The organism is Bacillus sp. GZB (assembly GCF_001975995.1).
Lineage (GTDB): Bacteria > Bacillota > Bacilli > Bacillales > Bacillaceae > Bacillus > Bacillus velezensis.
Genome location: NZ_MTQG01000020.1, coordinates 86,788 through 110,687 on the forward strand (window position 1 = coordinate 86,788; position 23,900 = coordinate 110,687).

Here is a 23,900-nt window from a genome sequence, read left to right on the forward strand (position 1 = left end):
TCAAGACGTACAACAGCCTTTCCTGCTGTATAAAAGGACAGCCGCACTGTACTTTTTATTTTTTCATATACAAAAAACACTGAATTGATAAAATAGTACTAATAGGAGGTGCAGGCTAATGGCTGAACTTGAAAACCGGACACAATTTGCAGAACTGCTGGCACCTGCCGTCAAATCGCTGAAACATCATCCTGATTTCAAAATTAAAAGGACAAAGAACGTAAAAGCCGGACAGTCTTATATAGAGCAAATCGCACTCCGATTAGGCGTTTCCTCTAACACGATCAAAAGCTGGATCGGACAGATGGGCGCAAACTACATTCCCGGACGAATTGACGACGGAAAGTTGTTCGGCATGATCTGGATCATTATAGAAAAGACTGATATGGATCCTGAATGGCTGACCGGCCTTCTGGAAACCACAACCATTCCCGTCATCAAACCCGCATTGCCCGTTTGGACGGCGTCTTGTCTAAAAAAAGCAAAAATACTCCGGAAAGACGGATCATTCGGAGCGCCGAGTGATGAAGATGTTGAAAAAGCAGTAAAGCGGCTGTTTCATGACAGACCAAGCCACGAAACGAATGCGCTTACAAGAAAGTCCGTCACGCATAACTTACCGTCACGCCGGACCGGAAACTTTATCGGACGCGGCTTTGATATGGAAGCAATCCGGCAATGGATGCTGTCTCCGTCACCGGTCTGTTTAATCACAGGCTGGGCCGGCATGGGGAAAACAACGATCGCTCTTGAAGCAGCCTACCTTTGTGCCGGCGGTTCACCAGATTGGCCGGCATTCAACAGCATCATCTGGAACAGCGCGGATTGGAAAGGATTGAGCTTCAGCGATTTTTTAAACACGATCGCCTATCAGCTCGGACGCACCGAACAAATCGACAAATCAATCAACGAAAAACGGTTCGTCGTCCGCAATGCATTAGCCGCTCATTCAAATGAAAAACCGGTATTGCTGATCGTTGACAGCATTGATACAGCGGAATGTGACATTCACGAATTTATCATCGGCCTTCCGCAAGGTGTAAAAGTCCTCCTTACGGCACGGGAAAACGTAAAACAGACATACCGGGACGGCCTCGGGGAACTGGCGGCCATCCAGCTGAGCGGGCTTGAACAAACGGATGCCCTTGAATTTTTCCATCAAGAAGTGCACCGCTGTCTGCAAACATGCAACCTCCCGCATAAACGGGAAAAGCTGGAGCAGCTGTTGCAGCTATCACCTGACCTTAAGAATGAATTCGTCTCGGCAGCCGCCGGCAACCCGAAGGCCATGGCACTGAGCATTGCATACATGTCAGACGACGACATCCCCGCTCCGCAGCTCATTCAAGAACTTAAACAAGCAGGCTACTCATTATTGGAATTGTTTGAGGTTCTCTTTGGCCGCACATGGGACAGATGTCATGAAGACACACGAAAACTATGGCAGACGCTTTGCTTTTTCGCTAAGCCTCCTGATGAAAAAAGCTTGGCTCAAGCGGCCGGATTAGACGTCCGGCGGTTTCATTACGCGATTGAGCAAATGCGGTCATATGCTTTAATACAGCCGGAACGAAGCGAAGGAAGAATTCAATACGCAGCCCATCAAACCGTTGTCGCTTACGGAGAACAGCACTTATCCGAAAATCACGAATTTGCAAAAGAAGCCCGCAGCCGCTGGGCGCATTATTATATTGATTATGCGGAAACCCATATAAAGCGGGAACAGCCCAATTCTGTCTATTGGAGCTACTTGCTGGGACGGAATTTAGAGCAAATGAAAAAGGAATGGCCGAACATCCTAAAGGTCATCGAATGGTCGAGCGAAACCGGACAACATGACATCCTAATCAAACTCATCATCCGCATCAGCCATTTTCTAAGCAGAATCAACCTGCCCCTGCGAATCGAATACGGATTAAAAGCCGCCGATGCCGCCAGTCAATCAGGCGAACACACACGGGAAGCCTACTTCAGGATCGACACGGCAGGCTGGGCGCTGATGGAAGTCAACGATTCAGACGGAGCTCTCAGGCAAATAGAAGCCGGCCTGAAGATACTCGAACAATCAGGCGCGCCGGATCACGACGACTTGAAAGTATGGGGAACCGCCCTGCAATCGAGGCTGCTGTTAAAAATCGGAGAACCGAAAAAAGCGGCAGCAATGCTGGACGGCATCAAAGATCAGCCTGTCTCCCCCATTATCCGGCACAGGGTTCTTCTGGTTCGCGGCGACCTGAGTTTCGCCCGCTCTCACTACGAAGAAGCCATCACATTATACGAAGCGGCAAACACAACCAGCGCCGCATACGGCGGCGAAAAAACGATAGAAGCCTATTTCAACCTGGGCATGGCTTACGTAAAGTGTGATCAGCTCGAAAAAGCGGAAAAAGCCTTTGAGCAGATGCTCTATGACAAAAACAACGCCAATCAGGTTGAGTTGATCTACTATTATTACGGGATGGCACAGCTCTTTTATCGTAAAGGAGAAAATAAGAAAGCGATGGAATCGAATCAGAAGGCGATTCGTTTGATTGATTCGTGGGAGCCTGGGATTGGGATTCGGGGTGAGGTGGAGCGATTGAAAAAGGTGATTAAAGAAAACGACTAGTACGCATAGTAGTTCTGTCAGCAATCTCATGATATTTCTTCATAATAAATAGAATAGGCCAACTCAAGATTCGCAGTAGTTGGCCTATATAGACTTTATCTCAGCTCGCCATCCAAAGGTACAATGACTTCATCTAACATCTTTCTCCACTGACGCTTCAACTCTGGTCCGTATTTCAACGGTTTTGCATCTGGATGTACGGCTTTGTACCGATCAAATTGCTTGCTATTGATGATTCCCCCGATATTCGGAATAGGATCTGCCCCTATCACATATTGAACTGCAGATAAATGCAGCTCATCCTCTTCCACAAACCAACTATTCGCAAATTCCCTAACTGCTTGGCTGCGTTTTTTCGTGAAGAAGCGTCTTTTCACTACAAGAATATCTTCCTCTTCATCTACGTTTTTCGTATCAATGGCATTTAACATCTCACGGTATACATCTTTAACAATGTCTGATTTCTCCAGTTTTTGAAGTGCGCTTTCGATCTCATCACGGATATTCTGGTTATTGGCCGAGTATGTTTCTAATAGTCGATCAATATACGTTGAATCAATATCATAGATCTTCACTGCGTTTTCTCCATAGAATTCAATGTCCGAGAAATCCGGCTCCTGGCCATCATGACGCTCTTCATCTATAAGTGAACCTTTAATCGTGTGATAGATACCAATATATTCTTCTAGTGTTTCCACCTGTTCTTGAAGTGCTGCTGATTTTTCCATATCATCGTTGTAGTCATCATATGTAACTAACGCTTCGTATGAATTGTTTAGCTCTTGAAATGCTTTCACGAACTCAATTCGGGTTTCAAGAGATGTGTGCTCATCAATATCGGTTGGATTGGGAATTAACATAGTTAGCGCTTTGTGAGCCTTCTTAAAACGTTTCTTCGATTCATCATACGTTGGGTAAACAAGACTAGAATCCTCTTGTGCATGAGAATATAACTTCGTCGCATTCTTTACGTTTTGTTCCATTGTGAAAGGTTTACGGAATGTCACAATTAATCCTTTTGTCTTTCCTGGATATGTACGATTGGTCCTAGAAAAGGCTTGAATCAAATTGGCATAACTTAAATTCCGATCCACAAATAACGTTTGAATCGTTGGGGCATCAAAACCAGTCAATAACCGATCGACAACAATGACAAGGTCAATTTGTTTCCCAAATTCTTTGAATTCCCCTTTTTTACGAGCTAACCGATTGTTAATATCACCATTATATCGTTCAATATCTTCTATCGACCAAGCAGTATGATAGTAATCGTTATAATCCTTAATAATTTCCATCATTTCATCTTGAATTTGTTTGGAATCTTCCTCATTTTCTTGCATTGAATACGTAATTGCTATCCGAGGAAAGTCAGGATCCTCAATTGTACGACCTGTTCGGATCGGGTGTCCCGCAAACTCTTTTGTTAACCAATCTGGACCTGTCGTCATTTCTTTAATTGCCTGATAGTAACGTTTCGCCATATCAATGGAACTCGTTGTTAAAATAGCTGATTTTTGCGGGCGGCCGTTTTGAAAATCAAATTTAATATAGGCATTATCCGGCCTAAAAATCTTATGAATGACTTTTTGAATATGTTCATCATTCTCGAACGAAGATGGTTCAAGATATGCTTCTTTTTCCATTCCATCCATTTGATCAATCATATCGTTCACTTCATCTGCACTACAATTGGCGTATTTTTCAAGATGACGCAGTTGTTCAAAAATATGATTATTTAATGAAGTGGGCTCAATCGTATCTTCGTGCTCTACTTGAAACCCTAAAACAGCACCATCGTCTAACGCATTCTTAATGGTATACGTGTGCAAAACGTCTCCATATTGGTCACGAGTGGTACGAGCTAATCGACCTTTAGCCTGTTTTTTATTTTCATTAAATATCGGTGTCCCTGTAAATCCAAACCAAGTTGAATTTGGAAAGAATCCCTTAATGACTTCCATACCTTCTGCACTTAACGCACGATGGCATTCATCCACGACAAAGACAATATGTTGTCCTAGCAGTTTCTTAAAGCGCTGAGTACCTTTTTGCTCCTCTTGCCTTTGGGCATAGCGCAAGGCAGCTTCTAGTTTTTGGCGAGTGGTAATGATCACTGTATTCGAATTGGTATCAGACAGCAGAGTTTGACTTAACTCCTTTGCGCTCCCAGTTCCGACAATCAAACTATTTGATTTAGCATGACCAGAAGAAATCCCCGTGTTAAACTCAGACGCAAATTTAGTAAATTCTGTCGTCGTTTGGTTATCTAAGTCTTTTCGGTCAATGAGCATAATCGTGCGGTCTACACCTGTTTTGCGGGCTAATAACTTCGTAGAAACAAAACTTGTCAACGTTTTTCCTGAGCCGGTCGCATGCCAAACATAGCCGGATTGATGTTTCATGGCAGATGTAAACAAGGCTTGGATCGCATGAATTTGATACGGTTTTAATACTATTATAGCTTTGTTGTCTTGATCCTCACTTACAATTGTATAATCGGCAATCAATCGATGGGCATCCGGAATATTTAAGACTCGTTTAACAAATTCATAAAGATTTTCTACTTTTTGATTATCCTTTGTTCGCCAGCTAAAGATCAATTTCTTATGCATATCTTTTGGTAGCGCATTGGCGAAATAGCGAGTCGTTTGTTCATTGGAAATGACAAATAACTGCAGAGTAGAAAAGATATTGTTTCGAAACATTCCTTCTTCTGCGTATTTCTTGATTTGATGATAGGCTTGGAATACGCCGTCTTTTGCACTGGCCTGTTTTAACTCAATTTGAACAATGGGCAATCCATTAATGAGAAGTGTCACGTCAAATCGCCGATTTCGACCGTCAACGTTTGCTTTTTGTTTCGCTATCTGGTGAACGACTTCGTATGTAGAAATTCCTCCGCCAATGTCTTGATTGGAATATAGCACCAGAGACATCGAACCTAAAGAGACATCTTCACGTTCAATCGTAATTCGAGCTATTCCATTTTCCCCTTTGAGCCACTTAGCAGCATCAAAGGGAGTCTGTGTTTTCGATAATAACTCTGTCTTTATCTTGTCAAATTCTTTATCAGTCATGGGATGTTCCCCAATTTCTGATAGGTTGTTTTGCGTGATTTTTTGACGCAAGTTCTCCCATAGGTCTTCTTCCGATTTTAAATCTGGACGATAATTCCACTGATTATACCCTTCACCTAACACTTCAATCAGGCGGCGCTCTACCTCTGCTTCATCTTTATGCTGGATCGTTGCCATGATTCTCCCCCTCTTTATTCGTTAAACAAACATCTTTTGTAGAAATGCTTTTTTCGTTTTTTTCAAGGCTTCTAATTCACGCTGATGAAGGGTGATGAGATTGTCGAGTTGCTGGAAAAAGGCACCGATTTTCTTTTGTTCCTCAAGATTAGGGGTGATTTGTGTATGGAATTTTTCAAGTTCTCGCATACCTAAATTTGGCTGAGTACCGCTAGATGCTTTATCTTTTACTTGGTTTTGCATCTTTCTTGTTTGCAATAAGAAATACAAAAAGTACGGATCAGACACTTCACCAACGCGCATGGCAGCTAATGGAGACCAAATATTAAAACGCTCTTTAGTTTCAACGATTGCCGTCTTACCCACAGTTGAACCTGACTTAACCAAAAAGACATCATGATATTGAGGTCTGTACTTTTTAGAGTACAACTCATCAGTCTCTTCAGAAATATATCCACGTTTTCTGTCAAAATCAATCTGATTATCAACGATTGCATCAACTGAGATAAATGGGATTCCACTCTCTTCAAGTTTGGGAGTTTCATGAGGTCCATCAGTAACAGGCTCTGCCAACATTTCACGAAGTTTACGCTGTTCCCAATCGCCAGTAAAACCTGAGAAACGAACCTCCGGCACAGATTCCCCTTCTTTTGGAAACATTTTTTGCAAGAATCCCTGTTTTGTTTGTTTGAGGGTGGTTAGTTCTTGTTGATGAAGAGCGATCGTGTCGTCTAGTTGTTTGAAGAAGGTGCCGATTTTAGTTTGTTCTTCTAATGACGGTACAAATAAAACCATTTTTCCCAATTGCCTTCCGGATATTTCTAAAAAAGTTGATCCCGATGCATGTTTTAATGCAAACTCTTTTATTTTATGTCCTATAGAATAAACAAAATAAGTATTGTAATTAGTGTTAACTACTAAAGATTGAAAGCCTTGGTTTGTAGCTCCATCTTTTTTTAAGATAGCCATATCTCCAATTCCAGCACGAGAGGTGAACAAAATTGTTTTGTTCGCAGGTAGTACTTTGGCAGAACTCTTTTTTAATCCAAGTGAAGTTATTTTTCTTTGACTACCAACAGCATATATTTCTTTTCCAATTTCTACTGGTGAATACCAATCTATATCACCATCCCAATATTCTTGAACAGCAGTACTTGGCGTTCCTCCACCAATAATTTCAGCTACTTCATTCAACTTACGCTCTTCCCATTCTCCACTAAATCCCTCAAACCTCACTTCTGGTACACGCTTATTTTCCACGATGAAACACCTCTAACGCGCCCTTGATCCACTCTGCATTTTCTTCATCATATTGCAGTGAAGAAATCATGTCATACAAGCTAGATTCTAGTTCCGCTTTTTCTTTTCGAATGTCTTTAATGGATGCACCAATCGCAGCCATATCCACAGGTTCTTCTTCTTCAAACGTATCGACGTATCGAGGGATGTTCAAATTGAAATCATTCTCTTTGATTTCATCGAATGTTGCAACGTGGGCATATTTCGCGACATCTTCTCGTTTTTGATACGTTTCGACAATCCTATCAATATGTTCTTTAGAAAGTTTATTTTGGTTCTTTCCTTTTATAAACTCTTTACTTGCATCAATAAATAACACATCACGAGTACTGCGATTTTTCTTCAAGATGATGACTGTTGTTGGAATCGATGTGCCAAAGAATAAGTTACCTGGCATACCAATCACGGCATCAATACTGCCATCTTCCAATAATTTCTTACGGATCACACCTTCCGCCGCTCCACGGAACAGAACTCCATGTGGTAAGACGATCGCCATTGTTCCCGAATCTTTCAAATGGTAGAACCCATGTAAAAGAAAAGCAAAGTCGGCTTTTGATTTTGGTGCTAACTTGCCGTAACGATTGAAACGTGAATCATCTAAAAATGTAGCATCTGCAGACCATTTGGCAGAGTACGGCGGATTCATCAAAACTGAATCAAACGTATATGGCTCATCTGTCGGCCAATCTTTGTTCAATGTATCCCCATTGCGTAACCGCATATCTTCTTTATTCACACCATGCAAAATTAAGTTCATCTTCGCTAGATTAAAAGTTGTTGTGTTTAGTTCTTGCCCATGATACTTTACACTTTCAGGATAGTTAATATAGTTTCGAATATTCAACATCAAGGAACCTGATCCCATGGTAGGGTCAAATACGCTAAATAATTTTTTGTCTTCTTGACCGATTGCGGCAATACGCGCCATCATGTCAGATACTTGATGAGGTGTGTAAAATTCTCCCGCTTTCTTACCAGCTTCTGAGGCAAATTGACCAATTAAGTACTCATAGGCATCCCCAATGACATCCCCGTCATGACCGATTACATTGACATCATTTAGTTTCTTCAATACTTCAGTAATCGTGATGTTTCGCTGTTGATCATCCGATCCCAGTTTTTTTGATGTCAAATCCACATCATCAAACAGACCGTTGAATTGGTCATATTTCGTAGACAAATCGATAAATGCTTTATTTAAGTCATTCAGCTGGAATGTGTTTTGTTTCGCTTGATTGGCTAATACATTGAATAAATACTCTGGCTCAATATCATAGCCCAAAGTATCCACTAACGTTTCAATCAAATCATTTTTGATCTCTTCATCCGCTAATAAATTCCGGTACAATTGCGTTTGTTTTTCTTGTGTGTTGTATTCTTCTAAAGATTCATCTGCGATTTCAACGACTTTTTCTAATAACTTATCAGACAAGTATTTGTAAAAGATCAATCCCAATAAGTAGTTTTTATATTCTGATGCATCCATTTTGCTTCGCAAGTTGTCTGCGGCACTAAATAATTTTGAGTGTAATTCAGCCATAGTTGTGTTCCTCACTTTTTCTATTGTTGGTCTAATCTCTTCAATGCTTCTAAATAAAGTTGCTCTTCAAGTTCCGCTTGTTTCTTCGCCAAAGCTTGACGCTTTCTCAAACAAAAATAAGCAATTCCAATCGTCCGTTGTTTCTCAATACTTGGTAATTTGATCTCCAATTCTTTTAATATTGCAGGAGTCAATTTTGGCACAGTGCTTCCTTGCATGGAAATTGCCATTTGCTTTTTCATTGCGTGCGACTCATTTAATGCATAACATAAATATCGACTATCCAAATCAATATGTTCAATCATGAGTTTTGCAAAGTTTTGATTGATGATCTTCCCATGATTTAAGTCACTCACGATCCCAGCCTTGGAACTGACAAAGCTGAAAACAACATCCCCGGCACTGCTCAAATAGCTTTCTTTATGATTTGATTGTTCAGCACCAAGACTAACTTGTGAGTCTAGAAACGAGCCATCTAAATCATTTATTAAATCCTCATATGTATAAGCAACTAATGTCGGATCATTTTTCTCGTGTCCTCTAGAAAGATTTCTCCCTATTTTAACCGTCACAATCTCTTCAAGTCGCATATCCCGCCCTCTTCAAAAGTAATTCTTTAAAATTACTGATTTTCATTACCATTGAATCTTATCACTTCAAAAATACTCCGTCAACATCTTTTATGTACTTTTTAAGAATTACACCACCAAATGTAAGCAAACAGGGTATAGAAATTTTCTCGACTCTGAGATCCTAATAAAAGATGGATCCTTTTCAGTAATAGCGCTTCTTCAATTTTCGCTTTTTCTTAGATTCATCAAAGCCGTCAGCTTTACATCCAACTGGAACCGTCTAACGACATTGCCAGTCTCCCAAAAAGTGATTCATATAGGTAAAATAACACAGATCAAATTGATCATTTCACACTTTTGTATCACATTTCGTCTGTTTCTTCATTTTCCCATGGTAAAATCTTGTTGATCTATTTAAATGAAAGGATATGAATATGAAAGTATTTGAAGCCAAAACACTGCTTTCAGAAGCAGATAAACGTGCAAAAGAATACAAAGAATTAAGAAGCCAGATGGTCAATCTTAAAAAAGCCTTCAAAGCCGTAGCTGATTTAGATGACAGTGAGTTTTCCGGAAAAGGCGCTGACAACATCAAAGCATTTTATCATGATCACGCTGGTGTGGCTGACAATTGGATTGATCTAATTGATATGAAGATTGCTTTTTTAACAAGCATTTCAGGCGCTTTAGAGGACGCCAGCTTGTCTGGCGCATACATAGAAGAATCCTTCCTGGAACACGAACTGGCTAACGCCTACACCAAGTCAAAATCTATTATGTCTGAACAGAAGAAAGCAATGAAAGATATCCTACTTGATATCAATGATATTCTTCCGCTTGATTTGTTCTCGACAGAAGACTTCAAAGACGAACTTGCAGATGCAGAGGACAAACGTAAAAAAACAGTCGATAAATTAGGAAGCGTGGACGAAGCACTTGTTACTGAATATGCCCAGTCAGAGCCAATCGAGCAATTCATCAAGAAAGACTTCCAAAAGCTTGAGGAATCTACAGGCAAGGGCAAGAATGCCACACCCATTCACTACAATGCCAATGCTTATCGAGAAAGTGACATACATAAGAAGAAAGGCGATATTGAGAAACAAACTGAAGCTTATTTGAAGATCAAGAAAGACGAAGCGAAAGAACGAGAAATCAAAGAATTGAAGAAGAAGCTAGCTGACGGAGTGACAGATCCGGATGAATACTTAGAAATTGCCAAGAAGGTCGGCTATGAGAATCTTACCCCTGAACAGCTCCAGTATGTGGTACAGCTTGAACAAGCAAAACAGCTGAAGGCCGTCGGTGAAAGTGTGATCAACGCAGGTAAAACGGCATTGGATATCATCGATGGGGTTAATGATGGGGTTAATGATGCGATTGATGATACGATATATGGAATCAAGGACTTGGTTGTGGGCGCGTGGGAATTTTCACAACTCCCTATTGAACTAAAACTTACAAAAACGATTACAACAGTCTTAAGTGTCCCCTCCTACCCTAAAGTAATTTGGAAAAACATCGTCGATTCATGGAATGATAAAATGATAAATGGCGATGCATACACAAGAGCACATTATATCAGTTATGCGGTCGGTAATATCGTTGGTCCAAAAGGTGCAGGCGCCGCAGTGCAAACCACTACCAAGCTTTCTAAAGTAGGTAAAGTGGTTGAGAGCGGAACAGCTGCTGCTCATGTAAATAAAGGAATTACAAAAGGCAACAATTTTTTTAATCCCTTTTTTAAAAACAGATATGAACCTGCACTTGTAGGAATTGCACAAGATATTGAGAATACTCACAATGTTAAAAACACACCATTGTTAAAAAGTATAATTGAAGAAGAAAAAAATAATGCTTTTTCCAAAATAAATGTTACTTTTAGGCAAGGATATGATACCCATTTAGTTGAGGTAGAAGATATAGTCAGAAAGAAAAATAAAGGTATTGTCGGCGGTCACAATCTACAGAGTTTTGAGAAGGCATTTATTGATAAAGGTTGGGATTTAAAGAGTTGTATAATTTCAAAAAGGGAACACCCCACAATTGATGGTATCTATGAAATTGAATATGGATTACCTGCATTAGATAGAGAGGGAAATATCAAACCTGGAGAACTAAAAAAAGTTCGTACTCCAAAGACAGTTTATGATCCCGAGAAGATCTCAAACGAACAAATGTTGCAGTGGGGAGAAGAAGCAATGAGAAATGGAGAAGTAGTCGGGAGAAAAGTAACTGGATACGCTAAAAACGGTCTCAAGTTTGAAGGTTATATTGATGAAGCAACTGGAGAAATAACAAATTTTTTCCCAACTTTAAATGATTAAATAATTCGGAGTGAAAATGAAATGGATAATAAAAGTAAAGATTTAATTAACTACTTTTTTCAGGTGATGGGTGATGAACGTTTTTTACGAATTTTAGAGAAATTCTCCAACGGGGAAGGTTATGGTATAGAGAATGTCTGGTGTGTATTTGCTGATGACTACGAAGAGTGGGAAGATGATTACTTTGGAGATGAAGGTATTGCTTTTTATTTCGACTACCCAGCAGTCAAAGAAGATGAAGAAGTAATTTTAGATTACGAAAATTTCTATAAATATTTAAATAAAATTGTTGATCAATATCTAGAACGACACCCAGAAAATAAATCAGACGTAGAAGATTACATGCGAAAAATTAAAGAAAAATATAATATTAAGCTATAGGAAAAGCCGTTAATATTTCTTTGATGAACATGCTATGTTTTTTGTTTTGAATTTAAAGCTTTAATCGATTACCTAATTTAACCGTAAGCCCGCAAGACGGAAAAAAGAAGCTTCTCACAAGTTCAGTGAACTCATGAGAAGCCTCAAAAAGTTAAATTGGCATCAAGTGGGCATTAAAAATGACGTCCGTTGCCGACAAACCCTTGTAAATCAAGGATTTTTTGTCGGTTTACATCATGCCGCCCATACCGCCCATACCGCCCATGTCAGGCATTCCTGCGCCGCCGGCGTTTTCTTCCGGTTTGTCAGCGACAACAGCTTCAGTTGTTAAGAGCATTGCTGCTACAGAAGCTGCGTTTTGCAGAGCAGAACGTGTCACTTTTGTCGGGTCAACGATACCTTTTTCGATCATGTTTACCCATTCGCCGGTTGCAGCGTTGAAGCCTACGCCGATTTTTTCGTTTTTCAGGCGCTCAACGATGACAGATCCTTCAAGACCTGCATTGTGCGCGATTTGACGGATCGGCTCTTCAAGCGCGCGAAGCACGATGTTGATACCTGTTTGCGCATCGCCTTCAGCTTCAACTGCAGCGACTTTGTTGTATACGTTGACAAGCGCTGTACCACCGCCGGATACGATACCTTCTTCAACAGCTGCGCGAGTTGAGTTGAGGGCGTCTTCGATGCGAAGTTTACGCTCTTTCAGCTCAGTTTCAGTCGCAGCGCCGACTTTGATGACAGCTACGCCGCCGGCAAGTTTCGCAAGACGCTCTTGTAATTTTTCTCTGTCGAATTCAGAAGTTGTTTCTTCCACTTGAGCGCGGATTTGGTTGACGCGTGCAGCGATTTTTTCAGTGTCGCCGGCGCCTTCTACGATTGTTGTGCTTTCTTTCGTTACCACAACTTTAGAAGCGCGTCCCAATTGTCCGATTTCAGTAGATTTCAGGTCAAGGCCTAAGTCTTCTGTGATCACTTCTCCGCCTGTAAGAACAGAGATGTCTTCAAGCATTGCTTTACGGCGGTCACCGAAGCCAGGAGCTTTAACGGCAACAGCGTTGAATGTGCCGCGAAGTTTGTTGACAACGAGTGTAGCAAGAGCTTCCCCTTCAACATCTTCAGCGATCAGAAGCAATGGTTTGCCTTGCTGTACAACTTGCTCAAGCACAGGAAGGATTTCTTGAATGTTTGTGATTTTTTTGTCTGTGATTAAGATGTAAGGATTGTCAAGAACCGCTTCCATCTTATCAGAGTCAGTCACCATGTAAGGAGACGCATATCCGCGGTCGAATTGCATACCTTCAACAACTTCAAGCTCAGTTGTGAAACCTTTAGACTCTTCGATTGTGATGACGCCGTCGTTTCCTACGCGCTCCATTGCTTCAGCGATAAGGCTTCCGACTTCCTCATCAGCAGCAGAGATCGCAGCAACCTGAGCGATAGACTCTTTGCCTTCGATCGGCTTAGAAATTTCTTTTAAGTTTTCGATTGCTACAGTCACGGCTTGTTCCATACCTTTACGCACGCCGACAGGGTTAGCCCCCGCAGTTACGTTTTTAAGGCCTTCGCGGATCATAGCCTGCGCAAGTACAGTCGCAGTCGTCGTACCGTCACCGGCAACGTCGTTTGTTTTGCTGGCTACTTCAGCTACAAGCTTCGCACCCATGTTTTCAAACGCATCTTCAAGTTCAATTTCTTTTGCGATTGTGACACCGTCATTTGTAATTAACGGAGAACCGAATTTTTTCTCCAGAACCACGTTGCGTCCTTTTGGCCCTAAAGTTACTTTTACAGCGTCAGCAAGCGCATCGACACCGCGAAGCATAGCGCGGCGTGCTTCTTCACTAAACTTAATATCTTTTGCCATGTTAACGAAACCTCCTCGAATTTTTAAAAATATTTATTTGCTTAGCCGATTACAGCTAAAATGTCGCTTTCACGTAAGATTAAGTATTCAGTACCTTCGTATTTCACTTCAGTACCGGCGTATTTTGAGAAGATAATGCGGTCGCCCTCTTTTACTTCTAAAGCAACGCGCTCTCCGCTTTCCAACACGCGACCTGAACCGGCTGCCACGATTTTGCCTTCTTGCGGCTTTTCTTTTGCAGAATCCGGTAATACGATTCCGCTGGCAGTTTTTTCTTCAGATTCTACGAGTTCAATGACAACGCGATCACCTAATGGCTTTAACAATGTAATAACCTCCTCAATAGTATGAATATGTAATTTTAGCACTCAGCTCTAAAGAGTGCTAACACAGTTATTATAATAAAGAATCTCACTTCCAATTTCAAGTCATAAGAATAAAAAATTTTCACGCTTACATGATTCTCTCTCGCACTGATTTTCTCCTTTTTTCACGTCAAGTTCACTTGTGTTACAATAAGAACAAATAAGTTGATTTTATAGGATAAAGGAGTACATATCATTTGAGAAAACAGTATTGGTATATCATTTTGACATATGTTATCATGCAGCTTTCCGCATTGATCGGCATTCCTTTAATGTACAAATTCGGCTATGCGGGCGGGCACCCTACGAATGCGAATCTCACCATGGCTCAGGGGATTTATTCCGTCGTAAGCTTTTTTATCTGCCTGATTATCGTTCTCTTGATTTTGAGAACCGCGCCGAAGCAGACATTAAGAAACGGGAAGAAAGCATCCGCCGGCATGTCCGTTCTCTGGGCGGTCGCGGGAATATGGCTCGCTTTATTTTCTCAGGGAATCGCCGGGATGATTGAGCAGTATGTCTTTCATGTGGGCAGCGGTTCCGAAAACACGAAAGCCATTCTCAACATTATTAAAGCCATGCCGCTCATGATTATCGTTTCTTCTATCGTCGGGCCGATTCTTGAAGAAATCATTTTCCGGAAGATCATCTTCGGTGTATTATATGAAAAAACGAATTTCTTTTTCGCCGGACTGATCAGTTCCGTCATTTTCGGCATTGTGCATCAAGACCTCACGCACCTGCTGCTGTATACGGCCATGGGCTTTACCTTTGCGTTCTTGTATGTGCAGACGAAACGGATTATTGTGCCGATATTCGCCCATGTCATGATGAATACCATTGTCGTGGTCATGCAGCTCGGCCCCGCCCAAAAATATATTGAACAGCATAGTGAGCAAATGCAATTAATTATTGGAGGATTGTTTGTATGAGGAACCCAATGACTTGGGGCTTGATTTATTTCGCAGTCGGCTGTATCTTTACGTATTTGGCCGCAAGCTCTCCGGGAAGCATGTGGTCTTTTTATTCCATACTGCTGATGGTTTTCGCCGCTTATAATATCAGCATCTCGTTTAAAATGTTCGCCTTCTCATTTAAAGTGAAAAAAAATCAAAAATAAAAGAAAAGCCATTTCTCATCATTGAGAAATGGCTTTTTTATGCTGATACGTCCTGGTCAGATTCACTGCCGGTCTGCCTTTTCCGGTACGCCGCTTTTGAAATCAGGATACTGATCTCGTATAAAATGCAAAGCGGAATGGTAATCATCAAGTGAGACAGCAGCTCAGGCGGCGCAATCATCGCGGCGATCACAAGCAGCACAAAATATGCGTACTTCCTGATCTTCGATAAAAACCTAGGCGTGATAACACCGAGTCTCGTTAAAAACATGATCAGCACCGGCATCTGAAACAGCAGTCCGAACGGAATCGTCAGCTGCAGCAGAAAATGAAAGTACTCAGTGATCCCGATCACCTGGTTGACATCGAGGTCATTCGAGACCCGCTTCATAAAATCAACGACCAGCGGAAATAAAATATAATAAGAAAACGACACACCGCCGACAAACAGCACGATCGAAATCGGAATATAGCTGAGTGTTACTTTGCGCTCCTTCTCATACAGACCCGGGCTGACAAACGCCCAAATCTGATAGAGAATAATCGGCGAAGTCAAAATGATGCCGATGATAAACGCGAACTGCAAAAAGATAAACAGCGGATCCGTCAGGTTAAAAGCATTAAGGGTGAGCTCTTTTACTTCATCGGCTTTTTGAAGATACACAATGATAGGTTTTGCCAGAAAAAAGCCGGCAATAAAGAAAACCGTAAAGGATAACGCCACAATCAGCAATCGTTTCCGAAGTTCGGCAATATGCTCCACAAGCGTCATTTGATTCACTCTCATACGCGTCATCCTATCTTACTGTTCTTCTTTCTTTTTTTCCTCTTCTTCACCGGCTAATCCCTTAGTAGCGTTCTTAAATTCACGAAGCGTGTCTCCCGCCGCTTTTCCTAATTCGGGAAGCTTCTTCGGACCGAAAATAATCACCGCCACCACACCGATAACCGCCAGGCTTCCAGGACCAATCATGTGCAGCTCCTCCTTTCGCTATTCAATTTCTTCCAAAACAGAATAATGCTTTAAGAAATAAACCAATGATTGAAGCTCTACAGCTAAATCTATATGATGAATTCGAATGTGATCCGGCACATTCAAACGGGCCGGCGTAAAGTTAAGGATTCCCTTGATTCCGAGCGACACGAGCCGATCGGTGATTGACTGGGCGGCAACCGCCGGAACGGTAAGAATCGCCACGGGTTCATCCTTAATATGAAGCTCTAAATCATTAAGATCAAAGACAGGCACACCGCCTACCTCAGTTCCTATTTTACTCTGATTCACATCAAAAGCCATAGATATTTTTGTGTTATTATTTTTTGTGAAATTATAGTGAAGAAACGCCGTCCCTAAATTCCCGACACCGATCAAAATGACGTTCGTCGTTTCATCCTGATCCAGTGTTTTTCTGAAAAATGACAGCAGGTAATCCACATTATAGCCGTATCCTTTTTTGCCGAGCGCCCCGAAATAGGAAAAATCCCGGCGGATCGTGGCCGAATCGACTTTTACCGCGTCGCTCAGTTCAGCTGATGAAACGCGCTGCTTTCCTGACGCGTGTAAATTCTTTAAAAAGCGATAATAAAGCGGCAGCCGTTTTGCCGTCGCCTGTGGAATTTTTGATTGATCCTTGTTCATGATTGGTCCTCCACTTTATACTCAGATGCATCTCTTTTAAAATCACCGTTTTTTCCTCCTGTTTTTTCCAAGAGGCAGGTCGGGCCGATGACCATTCCTTTATCCAGCGCCTTGCACATATCATAAACGGTCAAAGCGCAGACTGAAGCGGAAGTTAGCGCTTCCATTTCCACACCTGTACTCCCTTTCGTTTTTACGCTTGCCTGTATATGAAGAACGGCTTCGGAATCCTTTTCCTCCCAGCCGAATGAAATGTCGACGCTGCTTAAAGAAAGCGGGTGGCACATCGGGATAATCGCTGACGTCTGTTTTGCGGCCATAATTCCTGCCACCTGTGCGACAGCCAGCACGTCTCCTTTTCCGATCTCGCGGTTTTTAATTCTGCTGTACACGTCATGCTTCATGTGTACGCTGGATATCGCAGCGGCAGTACGGACTGTTGAAGATTTATCGCTTATATCCACCATGCGGGCACGGCCTTCTTCATTAAAATGAGAAAATCCATTCATATTTAAACTCTCCTTACTTCTGATCATACACTATTTTCTCCCTGATGTCTTATCCTATAATGTTCCAATTCTGATGTATTGTTTGCTGACAGCAGGTTGATAAGCTACACTTAACTTATTATAACAGAGGTGAAATAATATGATGATCTTACAAATTAATCAGCTATCCAAATCTTTTGGCGCTGATCCTATTTTAAACAATATAAAGCTTGAAGTCAGATCTCGGGATCGCATCGCCATAGTAGGCAGAAACGGAGCCGGCAAATCAACTCTCCTTAAAATTATCGCAGGTCACCTTTCATATGAAAAGGGTGAATTAATCAAACCGAAAGAATTAACGATGGGATATCTTGCCCAGCACACAGGATTGGAATCCCAGCTTACCATAAAAGAAGAACTGCTGAGCGTTTTTGATTTCCTGAAAGCAATGGAAAAAGAGATGCGCTCTATTGAAGAAAAGATGGCCACGGCCGCCCCCGCGGAGCTTGAGACGCTGATGAAAACCTATGACAGGCTTCAGCAGGATTTCAAGGATAAAGGCGGCTATCAATATGAAGCGGATGTCCGATCTATTCTTCACGGCCTCGGCTTCGGAAAATTTGACGATTCCGTGAAAGTGCAAAGCCTGAGCGGCGGCCAGAAAACAAGGCTTGCGCTCGGAAAGCTGCTGCTGACCCAGCCTGATCTGCTTATTCTGGATGAACCGACGAACCATCTCGACATCGACACGCTTACATGGCTTGAGCATTATTTACAGGGATATTCAGGCGCGATCCTGATCGTTTCCCACGACAGATACTTTCTTGATAAAGTCGTCAGCCAAGTGTACGAGGTCTCACGGACAGAAAGCAAAAAATACCTCGGCAACTACAGCGCCTATTTAGAACAAAAAGCTGAGCAGTATGAGAAAGACCTGAAGCTGTATGAAAAACAGCAGGACGAAATCGCCAAGCTTCAAGATTTTGTCGACCGCAATCTGGCCAGAGCTTCTACAACGAAAAGAGCTCAAAGCAGACGAAAACAGCTTGAACGGATGGACGTCATGGCAAAGCCGCTCGGGGATGAAAAATCAGCCGCCTTCCGTTTTGACATTACAAAACAGAGCGGAAACGACGTCCTGCGCGTACAGGATGTTTCCATCAGCTATGACGGCCAACCTCCGCTCTTGAAAAACCTGACCTTCGGCATTACAAGAGGCGAAAGCGCCGCCCTCGTCGGACCGAACGGAATCGGCAAATCAACCTTGCTGAAAACCATTATGAATACAATCAGTCCGGAATCCGGATCGATCACGTACGGTTCCAATGTCACAATCGGCTATTACGATCAGGAGCAGGCTGAACTGACCTCGTCCAAACGCGTGCTGGACGAGCTGTGGGATGAATATCCGGACATGCCGGAAAAAGAGATCAGGACATGCCTCGGCAACTTCCTGTTCAGCGGAGACGATGTCCTGAAACCGGTCCGCTCGTTAAGCGGCGGGGAGAAAGCAAGAGTCGCGCTTGCCAAGCTGATGCTTCAAAAAGCAAACTTTCTCATCCTTGATGAACCGACAAACCACCTTGACCTGGACAGTAAAGAGGTGCTGGAAAACGCCCTGATCGACTACCCGGGAACACTGTTATTTGTATCGCATGACCGCTACTTTATTAACAGGATCGCCACAAGAGTACTGGAGCTGTCACCTGATCATGCAGAAGAATATTTGGGAGACTATGACTATTACACTGAGAAAAAAGCCCAGCAGCTGGAACTGGAAGAAATGAAGCGGCAGGAAAAGGAGCAGGCTCAGCCTGCCGGCAAGGTCAAACAGGATACGAAAAGAACTTACGAGGAAGAAAAAGAATGGAAGAAGAAAGAACGGCAGCGCCTGAGACGCATTGAAGAAATCGAAGCGGCCGTCTCATCCGCCGAAGAGAAAATCAGCGCCAATGAGGAGCTGCTGTGCGATCCTGACGTGTATCAGGATCATGAAAAGGTACAGACCATTCACGCGGAGAATGAAGCTCTGAATCAAGAGCTCGAGAACTTATTAGCAGAATGGGAGGAACTCTCCTCAGAAGAATAGAAAAAGTCAAGCACCTCTTTAAGGGGTGCTTTTTTATCCACAGCTATCCTCCTTGTCAGCCATGTAAGTAAGCGTTTTATACACACTATCCACAAAATTTTCTGACTTTATCCACTTTACTAACAACTTATAGCCTCTTATCCAGCCTGGATTTCTGAATATATTCACAATCCTGTGGATATGTTAGAATTATCTGTTAATAAGTAAAAAAAGCCTCACGTTTTACAACGTGAGACGATCAAAGGATGTTAATTCCAAACCGGGCTGTCCGTTCATATCATATGAGCCCCTGATCCCCTTTTCAAAAGCAACGGTTCCGGCAGCCGCAATCATCGCTGCATTGTCCGTGCATAAAGAAAGCGGCGGGATGACAAGCTCGGGATCTCCCGAATGGCTGAATTCCTGCTGCAGTGCGGCTCTCAGCCCTTTGTTAGCGGCTACGCCCCCTGCCAGCAGCACTTGTTTAACCCCGTATTCTTTCGCGGCCTTAGAGGTTTTTGCCGTCAGTACATCAATGACACTCTGCTGAAAGCTTGCGGCAAGATCCTCCGGAGGAATCACCTCATTTTTTTGCGAGGCGTTATGAAGTGTGTTAATCACAGCTGACTTTAGGCCGCTGAAACTGAAATTGTAAGACCCTTCTTCCAGCCACGCACGCGGAAGCGGAATGGAATCCGTTCCCACAGCAGCCAGCTTATCAATCTGCGGCCCTCCCGGATAAGGAAGCCCCATCGTTCTTGCCACTTTGTCGTAAGCTTCGCCTGCGGCATCATCCAGCGTTTCACCGATAACCTCGAATGAACCGTGCTCTTTCATATAAACCAATTCCGTATGTCCGCCTGACACAACCAAAGCAAGCGCCGGAAATTGAAGTTCTCCTATCAGCCTGTTTGCATAAATATGGCCCGCGATGTGATGGACGCCGACTAACGGTATTTGATGGGCAAAGCTTAACGCCTTTGCCGCATTGACTCCGATTAACAGGGCTCCGACAAGTCCGGGTCCTTCCGTTACGGCAATCGCATCAAGATCATCAAAGCCCATCTCCGCTTTTGAAAGAGCTTCTTCAATCACAAGGGTAATCTGCTCCACATGATGTCTGGACGCTATTTCAGGCACGACCCCGCCGAAACGTTTATGGCTTTCAATTTGAGAAGCGACAACGTTTGAAATAATTTCATTCCCGTTTTTTACGACTGAGGCCGCTGTTTCATCACAGCTTGTTTCGATTCCTAATACATAAATATCTTGTTTTTCACTCATGTAATGTCACCCACATTAATAACGCATCTTCCCCGTTATCTGTATAGTATTGTTTTCTGATTCCTCCGGCCTGAAGACCGAATTTTTTATATAAGGATTGGGCGGGATGATTTGAGACCCTGACTTCGAGAGAGAGCCTTCTTGCCTTTTTTTCTCTGCACAATTCTATCGCAGAGCGAAACAGCGCTTCTCCCAATGATTGGCCCCGATATTCCGGCTTAATGGCTATATTCGTAATCTGCGCGTCATCTATAATAATCCAGATTCCGCAATACCCCGCCAGACAGCCGTCCTTTTCAATGACAAGGTAGTGGGCATACGGATTTTCCAAAAGCTCATGATAAAATGAATCCTTCGTCCACGGAGAAGTAAAGGATGCTGTTTCAATTTCATAAATTTGATCAATATCTTCCGGACGCATGCTTCGAATCGCCGTTTTCGTTTTCATCCCTATCACCCTATTTTTGAGATTCCATCCATTTCGCTTCAGCCTCTGCCAGACGCAAATAATCCGGAACAAGGCTGTGGACATCCGCTTCTTCTTTTTCCAAGCCTAAAAACGCCAGCTCTGACGGCCGCGGATTATGCTGTGCAGCCGTTCCTATCACTGCTTGAGATGTCAGCTCATGCAGAATGGTTTCTTCATGAATGGCTGTATCGTGCCCTAAAAATAAAACCGGAGACGCTTTTTCTTTCAGCATGCCGAGCCAATCAGTCAAAAGGACATTCTGATCTGGAAGAACGGATTGTAATCGGCCGTCCTGATATTCATAAAGTCCCGTATATACCTGTCCGCGCCGGGCATCAAATAACGGGCAGATCAGTCCTTGAAAGTGCCGTCCGTTAGCCGCCAGCACCTCCAGACTCGAGACAGCGGAAACCGGAAGCTTCAGCGACCATGCTAATGTTTTTGCCAGTGTCACACCGATTCTGACACCTGTGTACGATCCCGGTCCTTTCGCCACCGCTATTTTCGTAAGGTCCTGCGGTGTTAGGCCGCAATCCTGCAGCAATGAATTGACAGCAGGCATGGCCCGCACGGAATGATTCTTTTTTAAATATGTAATATACTCCGCCATCACCGTTTTGTCACGAACGAGCGCGGCACCCAGCGTGTAATTTGACGTATCAATTGCCAGTATTGTCATGTTTATTTATCTCCTCACAAAGCGTTTCATACCGTGTTCCGCAAGCCGTAAAGGTAATGTCCCTTGCCTCATCACCGGCTCTTGTGATGACGATCTGCAGCCGTTCAGCAGGCAGCTGATCCTGAATTAAATGAGCCCATTCAATTAAACAGACACCTTGTCCCTCAAAATATTCTTCAAGCCCTAAGTCTTCGCTTTCATCCTCCACACGATACACATCCATATGATATAGAGGAAGCGAACCGTCATGATATTCTTTTATAATTGTAAAAGTCGGGCTGTTTACCACTCTCGTGATTCCCAGTCCTTCGGCAAAACCCTTTGTAAAAGTCGTTTTTCCCGCGCCTAAGTCGCCTTCCAGTGTCAAAATGTCTCCCGGCTTTGCCAAAGAAGCGGCAAGCTTGGCTACGGCTTTCGTTTCTTCGGGGTTTTTCGTTCTCCATTGTAATGTCTTCAAAGTGAGTCACCCGTCTTATTTAAAATGATTGTATCCTTTTTTCTCAAGGACGATTTGTCTCTGATCATTGGCTGTCAAAAGAACACAGGCTTCCTTCCGTTCAGATACCGCTCCTATCTTCGCAATCGGAATGCCCGATTGAGTGCAGTAATCAAGCAGAGAGGTCCACTCTTGCTGAGAAACCGTTCCAACCAATTCAAAATCTTCACCGCCGAATAACACCCATTTTTCCCACTCAGAATCTGCCTCAGGCAAATCCGGATGCACCGGCAGAAGTTGTTCTTCAATTTCTATCGTAACTGAACTTGCCGCAGCTATTTCATGCAGCTCACTGGCCAATCCGTCACTGATATCATTCAGAGCCGCGCGCTGAAGCTGAGAGCAGAAGCGGCCGACCTGAACTCTCGGAACGGGCCGTTTATGTTTTCGGATAAAATAATCACTCGTGTGAAAAGCAGAAGGAAGTGTTTCTCCCAACAAAAGAGACAGTCCTGCTGCGGACGAGCCGATATCCCCTGTAACAAACACAACATCTCCGGGTCTTGCCGAGCTTCGCAGACAAGCGCGATCCTTCTCAACTTCTCCGATGACAGTAACGGTAATAACAGCTTGACCGGAAGCGGAGACGGTATCTCCCCCGATCAAATCCATTTGATATAGTTTCGCCAGTTCCGCCATTCCTTCATACATTGCCTGGACGTCAGCTTTCTGCCAGCAAGAAGGAACCGCTAGAGACACCAAATAAAACTTCGGAATGCCTCCCATCGCCGCCACATCACTAATGTTAACAGCAAGCGCCTTATAACCGATATCATGAGGAGAGGAATACTCTAATTTAAAATGGACATTCTCCACCATTGTATCAAGGCAGACAATTTGCTGCATATGGGGTGACGCTGTATAAACCGCACCATCATCACCGATCCCTACATTGACGGAAGGATGATAATGCGAATGCGGCGTAATACTGTGAATCAAATCAAACTCATCCATATATCTCCCGTCTCCCTTTCTGACGCTCTTGTGAAATACAGCTCTTTCTAGTGTATCGGATTATGTTTCAATATCCAAGACTTTAACGATATAAAAGAAAGCTTGGTTAGATACCAAGCTGCCAGCATTTAAAAGAAAACACAAAAAAAAACGAAAACATGATCGTTTCGTTTACAATAAAAATGGCGGTCCGGACGGGACTCGAACCCGCGACCTCCTGCGTGACAGGCAGGCATTCTAACCAACTGAACTACCGGACCATTTTTTTGGTTGCGGGGGCAGGATTTGAACCTGCGACCTTCGGGTTATGAGCCCGACGAGCTACCGAACTGCTCCACCCCGCGATGATAAAATTTTAGAAAAGCTTGGCGGCGTCCTACTCTCACAGGGGGAAACCCCCGACTACCATCGGCGCTGAAGAGCTTAACTTCCGTGTTCGGCATGGGAACGGGTGTGACCTCTTCGCTATCGCCACCAAACCATTGAGAGT

The 23,900-nt window shown here is 43.1% G+C and carries 21 protein-coding genes, 2 tRNA genes and 1 rRNA gene; 6 read left to right on the forward strand and 18 right to left on the reverse strand.

Annotation, left to right across the window (positions count from 1 at the left end; genetic code table 11):
• Positions 1-118: 118 nt before the first annotated feature.
• Positions 119-2,608 carry a tetratricopeptide repeat protein gene (locus tag BXO87_RS19355; protein ID WP_038457124.1) on the forward strand — a complete coding sequence of 830 codons (2,490 nt, stop codon included), beginning with the start codon at positions 119-121 and terminating at the stop codon, positions 2,606-2,608.
• A 95-nt stretch (positions 2,609-2,703) separates the two neighbouring features.
• On the opposite strand, the gene BXO87_RS19360 is transcribed toward BXO87_RS19355, so the two are convergent.
• From BXO87_RS19360 to BXO87_RS19375, 4 genes are read right to left on the reverse strand one after another with little or no spacing between them, the layout of a single operon-like run.
• Complete coding sequence (locus BXO87_RS19360; RefSeq protein WP_038457123.1) at positions 2,704-5,862, reverse strand: type I restriction endonuclease subunit R; 3,159 nt, start codon at positions 5,860-5,862, stop codon at positions 2,704-2,706.
• A 21-nt stretch (positions 5,863-5,883) separates the two neighbouring features.
• On the reverse strand, positions 5,884-7,122 hold the full coding sequence (locus tag BXO87_RS19365; RefSeq protein ID WP_038457121.1) for a restriction endonuclease subunit S: 1,239 nt from the start codon (positions 7,120-7,122) through the stop codon (positions 5,884-5,886).
• Positions 7,112-8,704: a type I restriction-modification system subunit M gene (locus BXO87_RS19370; RefSeq protein ID WP_038457119.1), complete on the reverse strand. Its 1,593-nt coding sequence runs from the start codon at positions 8,702-8,704 to the stop codon at positions 7,112-7,114. Before BXO87_RS19370 ends, BXO87_RS19365 begins: the two co-directional genes overlap by 11 nt.
• Positions 8,705-8,724: 20 nt before the next feature.
• On the reverse strand, positions 8,725-9,294 hold the full coding sequence (locus BXO87_RS19375; RefSeq protein WP_038457117.1) for a restriction endonuclease subunit S: 570 nt from the start codon (positions 9,292-9,294) through the stop codon (positions 8,725-8,727).
• 416 nt (positions 9,295-9,710) lie between these two features.
• On the opposite strand from BXO87_RS19375, the gene BXO87_RS19380 reads away from it, so the two are divergent.
• Both BXO87_RS19380 and cdiI read left to right on the forward strand, forming a co-directional pair.
• A complete protein-coding gene (locus BXO87_RS19380) occupies positions 9,711-11,603 on the forward strand; it encodes a T7SS effector LXG polymorphic toxin (RefSeq protein ID WP_038457116.1) in 1,893 nt (630 codons plus the stop codon).
• A 21-nt stretch (positions 11,604-11,624) separates the two neighbouring features.
• Positions 11,625-11,984, forward strand: a complete 360-nt coding sequence (gene cdiI / locus BXO87_RS19385; protein WP_038457114.1) for a ribonuclease toxin immunity protein CdiI — start codon at positions 11,625-11,627, stop codon at positions 11,982-11,984.
• A 229-nt stretch (positions 11,985-12,213) separates the two neighbouring features.
• Here cdiI and groL read toward each other — a convergent pair whose 3' ends face one another.
• Positions 12,214-13,848 (reverse strand): chaperonin GroEL, encoded by a 1,635-nt coding sequence (groL, locus tag BXO87_RS19390; RefSeq protein WP_038457112.1) that lies wholly within the window; start codon positions 13,846-13,848, stop codon positions 12,214-12,216.
• A gap of 41 nt (positions 13,849-13,889) precedes the next feature.
• Positions 13,890-14,174, reverse strand: a complete 285-nt coding sequence (groES, locus tag BXO87_RS19395) for a co-chaperone GroES (RefSeq protein WP_003155970.1) — start codon at positions 14,172-14,174, stop codon at positions 13,890-13,892.
• A gap of 236 nt (positions 14,175-14,410) precedes the next feature.
• On the opposite strand from groES, the gene BXO87_RS19400 reads away from it, so the two are divergent.
• Together BXO87_RS19400 and BXO87_RS19405 are read left to right on the forward strand one after the other, a co-directional pair.
• On the forward strand, positions 14,411-15,145 hold the full coding sequence (locus BXO87_RS19400; protein ID WP_038457108.1) for a CPBP family intramembrane glutamic endopeptidase: 735 nt from the start codon (positions 14,411-14,413) through the stop codon (positions 15,143-15,145).
• Entirely contained in the window at positions 15,142-15,333 is a 192-nt protein-coding gene (locus tag BXO87_RS19405; protein ID WP_003155975.1) for a YdiK family protein, read from the forward strand. Before BXO87_RS19400 ends, BXO87_RS19405 begins: the two co-directional genes overlap by 4 nt.
• 37 nt (positions 15,334-15,370) lie before the next feature.
• Here the strand turns inward: BXO87_RS19405 and tatC are convergent, their stop codons facing one another.
• Genes tatC through moaC form a run of 4 tightly spaced genes read right to left on the reverse strand, consistent with a single transcriptional unit; the run spans position 15,371 to position 17,481 of the window.
• Positions 15,371-16,129, reverse strand: a complete 759-nt coding sequence (gene tatC / locus BXO87_RS19410; RefSeq protein ID WP_007609791.1) for a twin-arginine translocase subunit TatC — start codon at positions 16,127-16,129, stop codon at positions 15,371-15,373.
• 6 nt (positions 16,130-16,135) lie between these two features.
• Positions 16,136-16,306, reverse strand: a complete 171-nt coding sequence (locus tag BXO87_RS19415) for a twin-arginine translocase TatA/TatE family subunit (protein ID WP_003155981.1) — start codon at positions 16,304-16,306, stop codon at positions 16,136-16,138.
• Between the two features lie 18 nt (positions 16,307-16,324).
• Complete coding sequence (locus BXO87_RS19420) at positions 16,325-16,972, reverse strand: redox-sensing transcriptional repressor Rex (RefSeq protein WP_003155984.1); 648 nt, start codon at positions 16,970-16,972, stop codon at positions 16,325-16,327.
• Positions 16,969-17,481 carry a cyclic pyranopterin monophosphate synthase MoaC gene (moaC, locus tag BXO87_RS19425; RefSeq protein WP_038457105.1) on the reverse strand — a complete coding sequence of 171 codons (513 nt, stop codon included), beginning with the start codon at positions 17,479-17,481 and terminating at the stop codon, positions 16,969-16,971. The genes BXO87_RS19420 and moaC overlap by 4 nt, the downstream gene beginning before the upstream one ends.
• 139 nt (positions 17,482-17,620) lie before the next feature.
• Here moaC and BXO87_RS19430 point away from each other — a divergent pair, with 139 nt between their 5' ends.
• Positions 17,621-19,549, forward strand: a complete 1,929-nt coding sequence (locus BXO87_RS19430; protein ID WP_020953910.1) for an ABC-F family ATP-binding cassette domain-containing protein — start codon at positions 17,621-17,623, stop codon at positions 19,547-19,549.
• Positions 19,550-19,771: 222 nt separating this feature from the next.
• Here BXO87_RS19430 and tsaD read toward each other — a convergent pair whose 3' ends face one another.
• From tsaD to rrf, 8 genes are all read right to left on the reverse strand, one after another.
• Positions 19,772-20,812, reverse strand: coding sequence for a tRNA (adenosine(37)-N6)-threonylcarbamoyltransferase complex transferase subunit TsaD (gene tsaD, locus BXO87_RS19435; RefSeq protein WP_020955419.1), 1,041 nt, complete (start codon positions 20,810-20,812; stop codon positions 19,772-19,774).
• Positions 20,805-21,260, reverse strand: a complete 456-nt coding sequence (gene rimI / locus BXO87_RS19440; protein ID WP_003155993.1) for a ribosomal protein S18-alanine N-acetyltransferase — start codon at positions 21,258-21,260, stop codon at positions 20,805-20,807. Before rimI ends, tsaD begins: the two co-directional genes overlap by 8 nt.
• Before the next feature lie 10 nt (positions 21,261-21,270).
• A complete protein-coding gene (tsaB, locus tag BXO87_RS19445; protein ID WP_038457102.1) occupies positions 21,271-21,960 on the reverse strand; it encodes a tRNA (adenosine(37)-N6)-threonylcarbamoyltransferase complex dimerization subunit type 1 TsaB in 690 nt (229 codons plus the stop codon).
• A complete protein-coding gene (gene tsaE / locus BXO87_RS19450; protein WP_038457101.1) occupies positions 21,941-22,417 on the reverse strand; it encodes a tRNA (adenosine(37)-N6)-threonylcarbamoyltransferase complex ATPase subunit type 1 TsaE in 477 nt (158 codons plus the stop codon). The genes tsaB and tsaE overlap by 20 nt, the downstream gene beginning before the upstream one ends.
• Before the next feature lie 15 nt (positions 22,418-22,432).
• Positions 22,433-23,410: a thiamine-phosphate kinase gene (thiL, locus tag BXO87_RS19455; RefSeq protein WP_038457099.1), complete on the reverse strand. Its 978-nt coding sequence runs from the start codon at positions 23,408-23,410 to the stop codon at positions 22,433-22,435.
• 183 nt (positions 23,411-23,593) lie between these two features.
• Positions 23,594-23,670 (reverse strand) — tRNA-Asp (locus tag BXO87_RS19460).
• 7 nt (positions 23,671-23,677) lie between these two features.
• Positions 23,678-23,754 (reverse strand) — tRNA-Met (locus tag BXO87_RS19465).
• Positions 23,755-23,773: 19 nt separating this feature from the next.
• A 5S ribosomal RNA gene (gene rrf, locus BXO87_RS19470) occupies positions 23,774-23,889 on the reverse strand.
• Positions 23,890-23,900 lie beyond the last annotated feature (11 nt).

Excerpts from the sequence above, each read along its gene's own strand:
- BXO87_RS19355 (WP_038457124.1), top strand. The coding sequence starts at position 119 with ATGGCTGAACTTGAAAACCGGACACAATTTGCAGAACTGCTGGCACCT.
- BXO87_RS19360 (WP_038457123.1), bottom strand. The coding sequence starts at position 5,862 with ATGGCAACGATCCAGCATAAAGATGAAGCAGAGGTAGAGCGCCGCCTG.
- BXO87_RS19370 (WP_038457119.1), bottom strand. The coding sequence starts at position 8,704 with ATGGCTGAATTACACTCAAAATTATTTAGTGCCGCAGACAACTTGCGA.
- BXO87_RS19375 (WP_038457117.1), bottom strand. The coding sequence starts at position 9,294 with ATGCGACTTGAAGAGATTGTGACGGTTAAAATAGGGAGAAATCTTTCT.
- BXO87_RS19380 (WP_038457116.1), top strand. The coding sequence starts at position 9,711 with ATGAAAGTATTTGAAGCCAAAACACTGCTTTCAGAAGCAGATAAACGT.
- cdiI (WP_038457114.1), top strand. The coding sequence starts at position 11,625 with ATGGATAATAAAAGTAAAGATTTAATTAACTACTTTTTTCAGGTGATG.
- groL (WP_038457112.1), bottom strand. The coding sequence starts at position 13,848 with ATGGCAAAAGATATTAAGTTTAGTGAAGAAGCACGCCGCGCTATGCTT.
- BXO87_RS19405 (WP_003155975.1), top strand. The coding sequence starts at position 15,142 with ATGAGGAACCCAATGACTTGGGGCTTGATTTATTTCGCAGTCGGCTGT.
- tatC (WP_007609791.1), bottom strand. The coding sequence starts at position 16,129 with ATGACGCGTATGAGAGTGAATCAAATGACGCTTGTGGAGCATATTGCC.
- BXO87_RS19415 (WP_003155981.1), bottom strand. The coding sequence starts at position 16,306 with ATGATTGGTCCTGGAAGCCTGGCGGTTATCGGTGTGGTGGCGGTGATT.
- BXO87_RS19420 (WP_003155984.1), bottom strand. The coding sequence starts at position 16,972 with ATGAACAAGGATCAATCAAAAATTCCACAGGCGACGGCAAAACGGCTG.
- moaC (WP_038457105.1), bottom strand. The coding sequence starts at position 17,481 with ATGAATGGATTTTCTCATTTTAATGAAGAAGGCCGTGCCCGCATGGTG.
- BXO87_RS19430 (WP_020953910.1), top strand. The coding sequence starts at position 17,621 with ATGATGATCTTACAAATTAATCAGCTATCCAAATCTTTTGGCGCTGAT.
- tsaD (WP_020955419.1), bottom strand. The coding sequence starts at position 20,812 with ATGAGTGAAAAACAAGATATTTATGTATTAGGAATCGAAACAAGCTGT.
- rimI (WP_003155993.1), bottom strand. The coding sequence starts at position 21,260 with ATGAAAACGAAAACGGCGATTCGAAGCATGCGTCCGGAAGATATTGAT.
- tsaB (WP_038457102.1), bottom strand. The coding sequence starts at position 21,960 with ATGACAATACTGGCAATTGATACGTCAAATTACACGCTGGGTGCCGCG.
- thiL (WP_038457099.1), bottom strand. The coding sequence starts at position 23,410 with ATGGATGAGTTTGATTTGATTCACAGTATTACGCCGCATTCGCATTAT.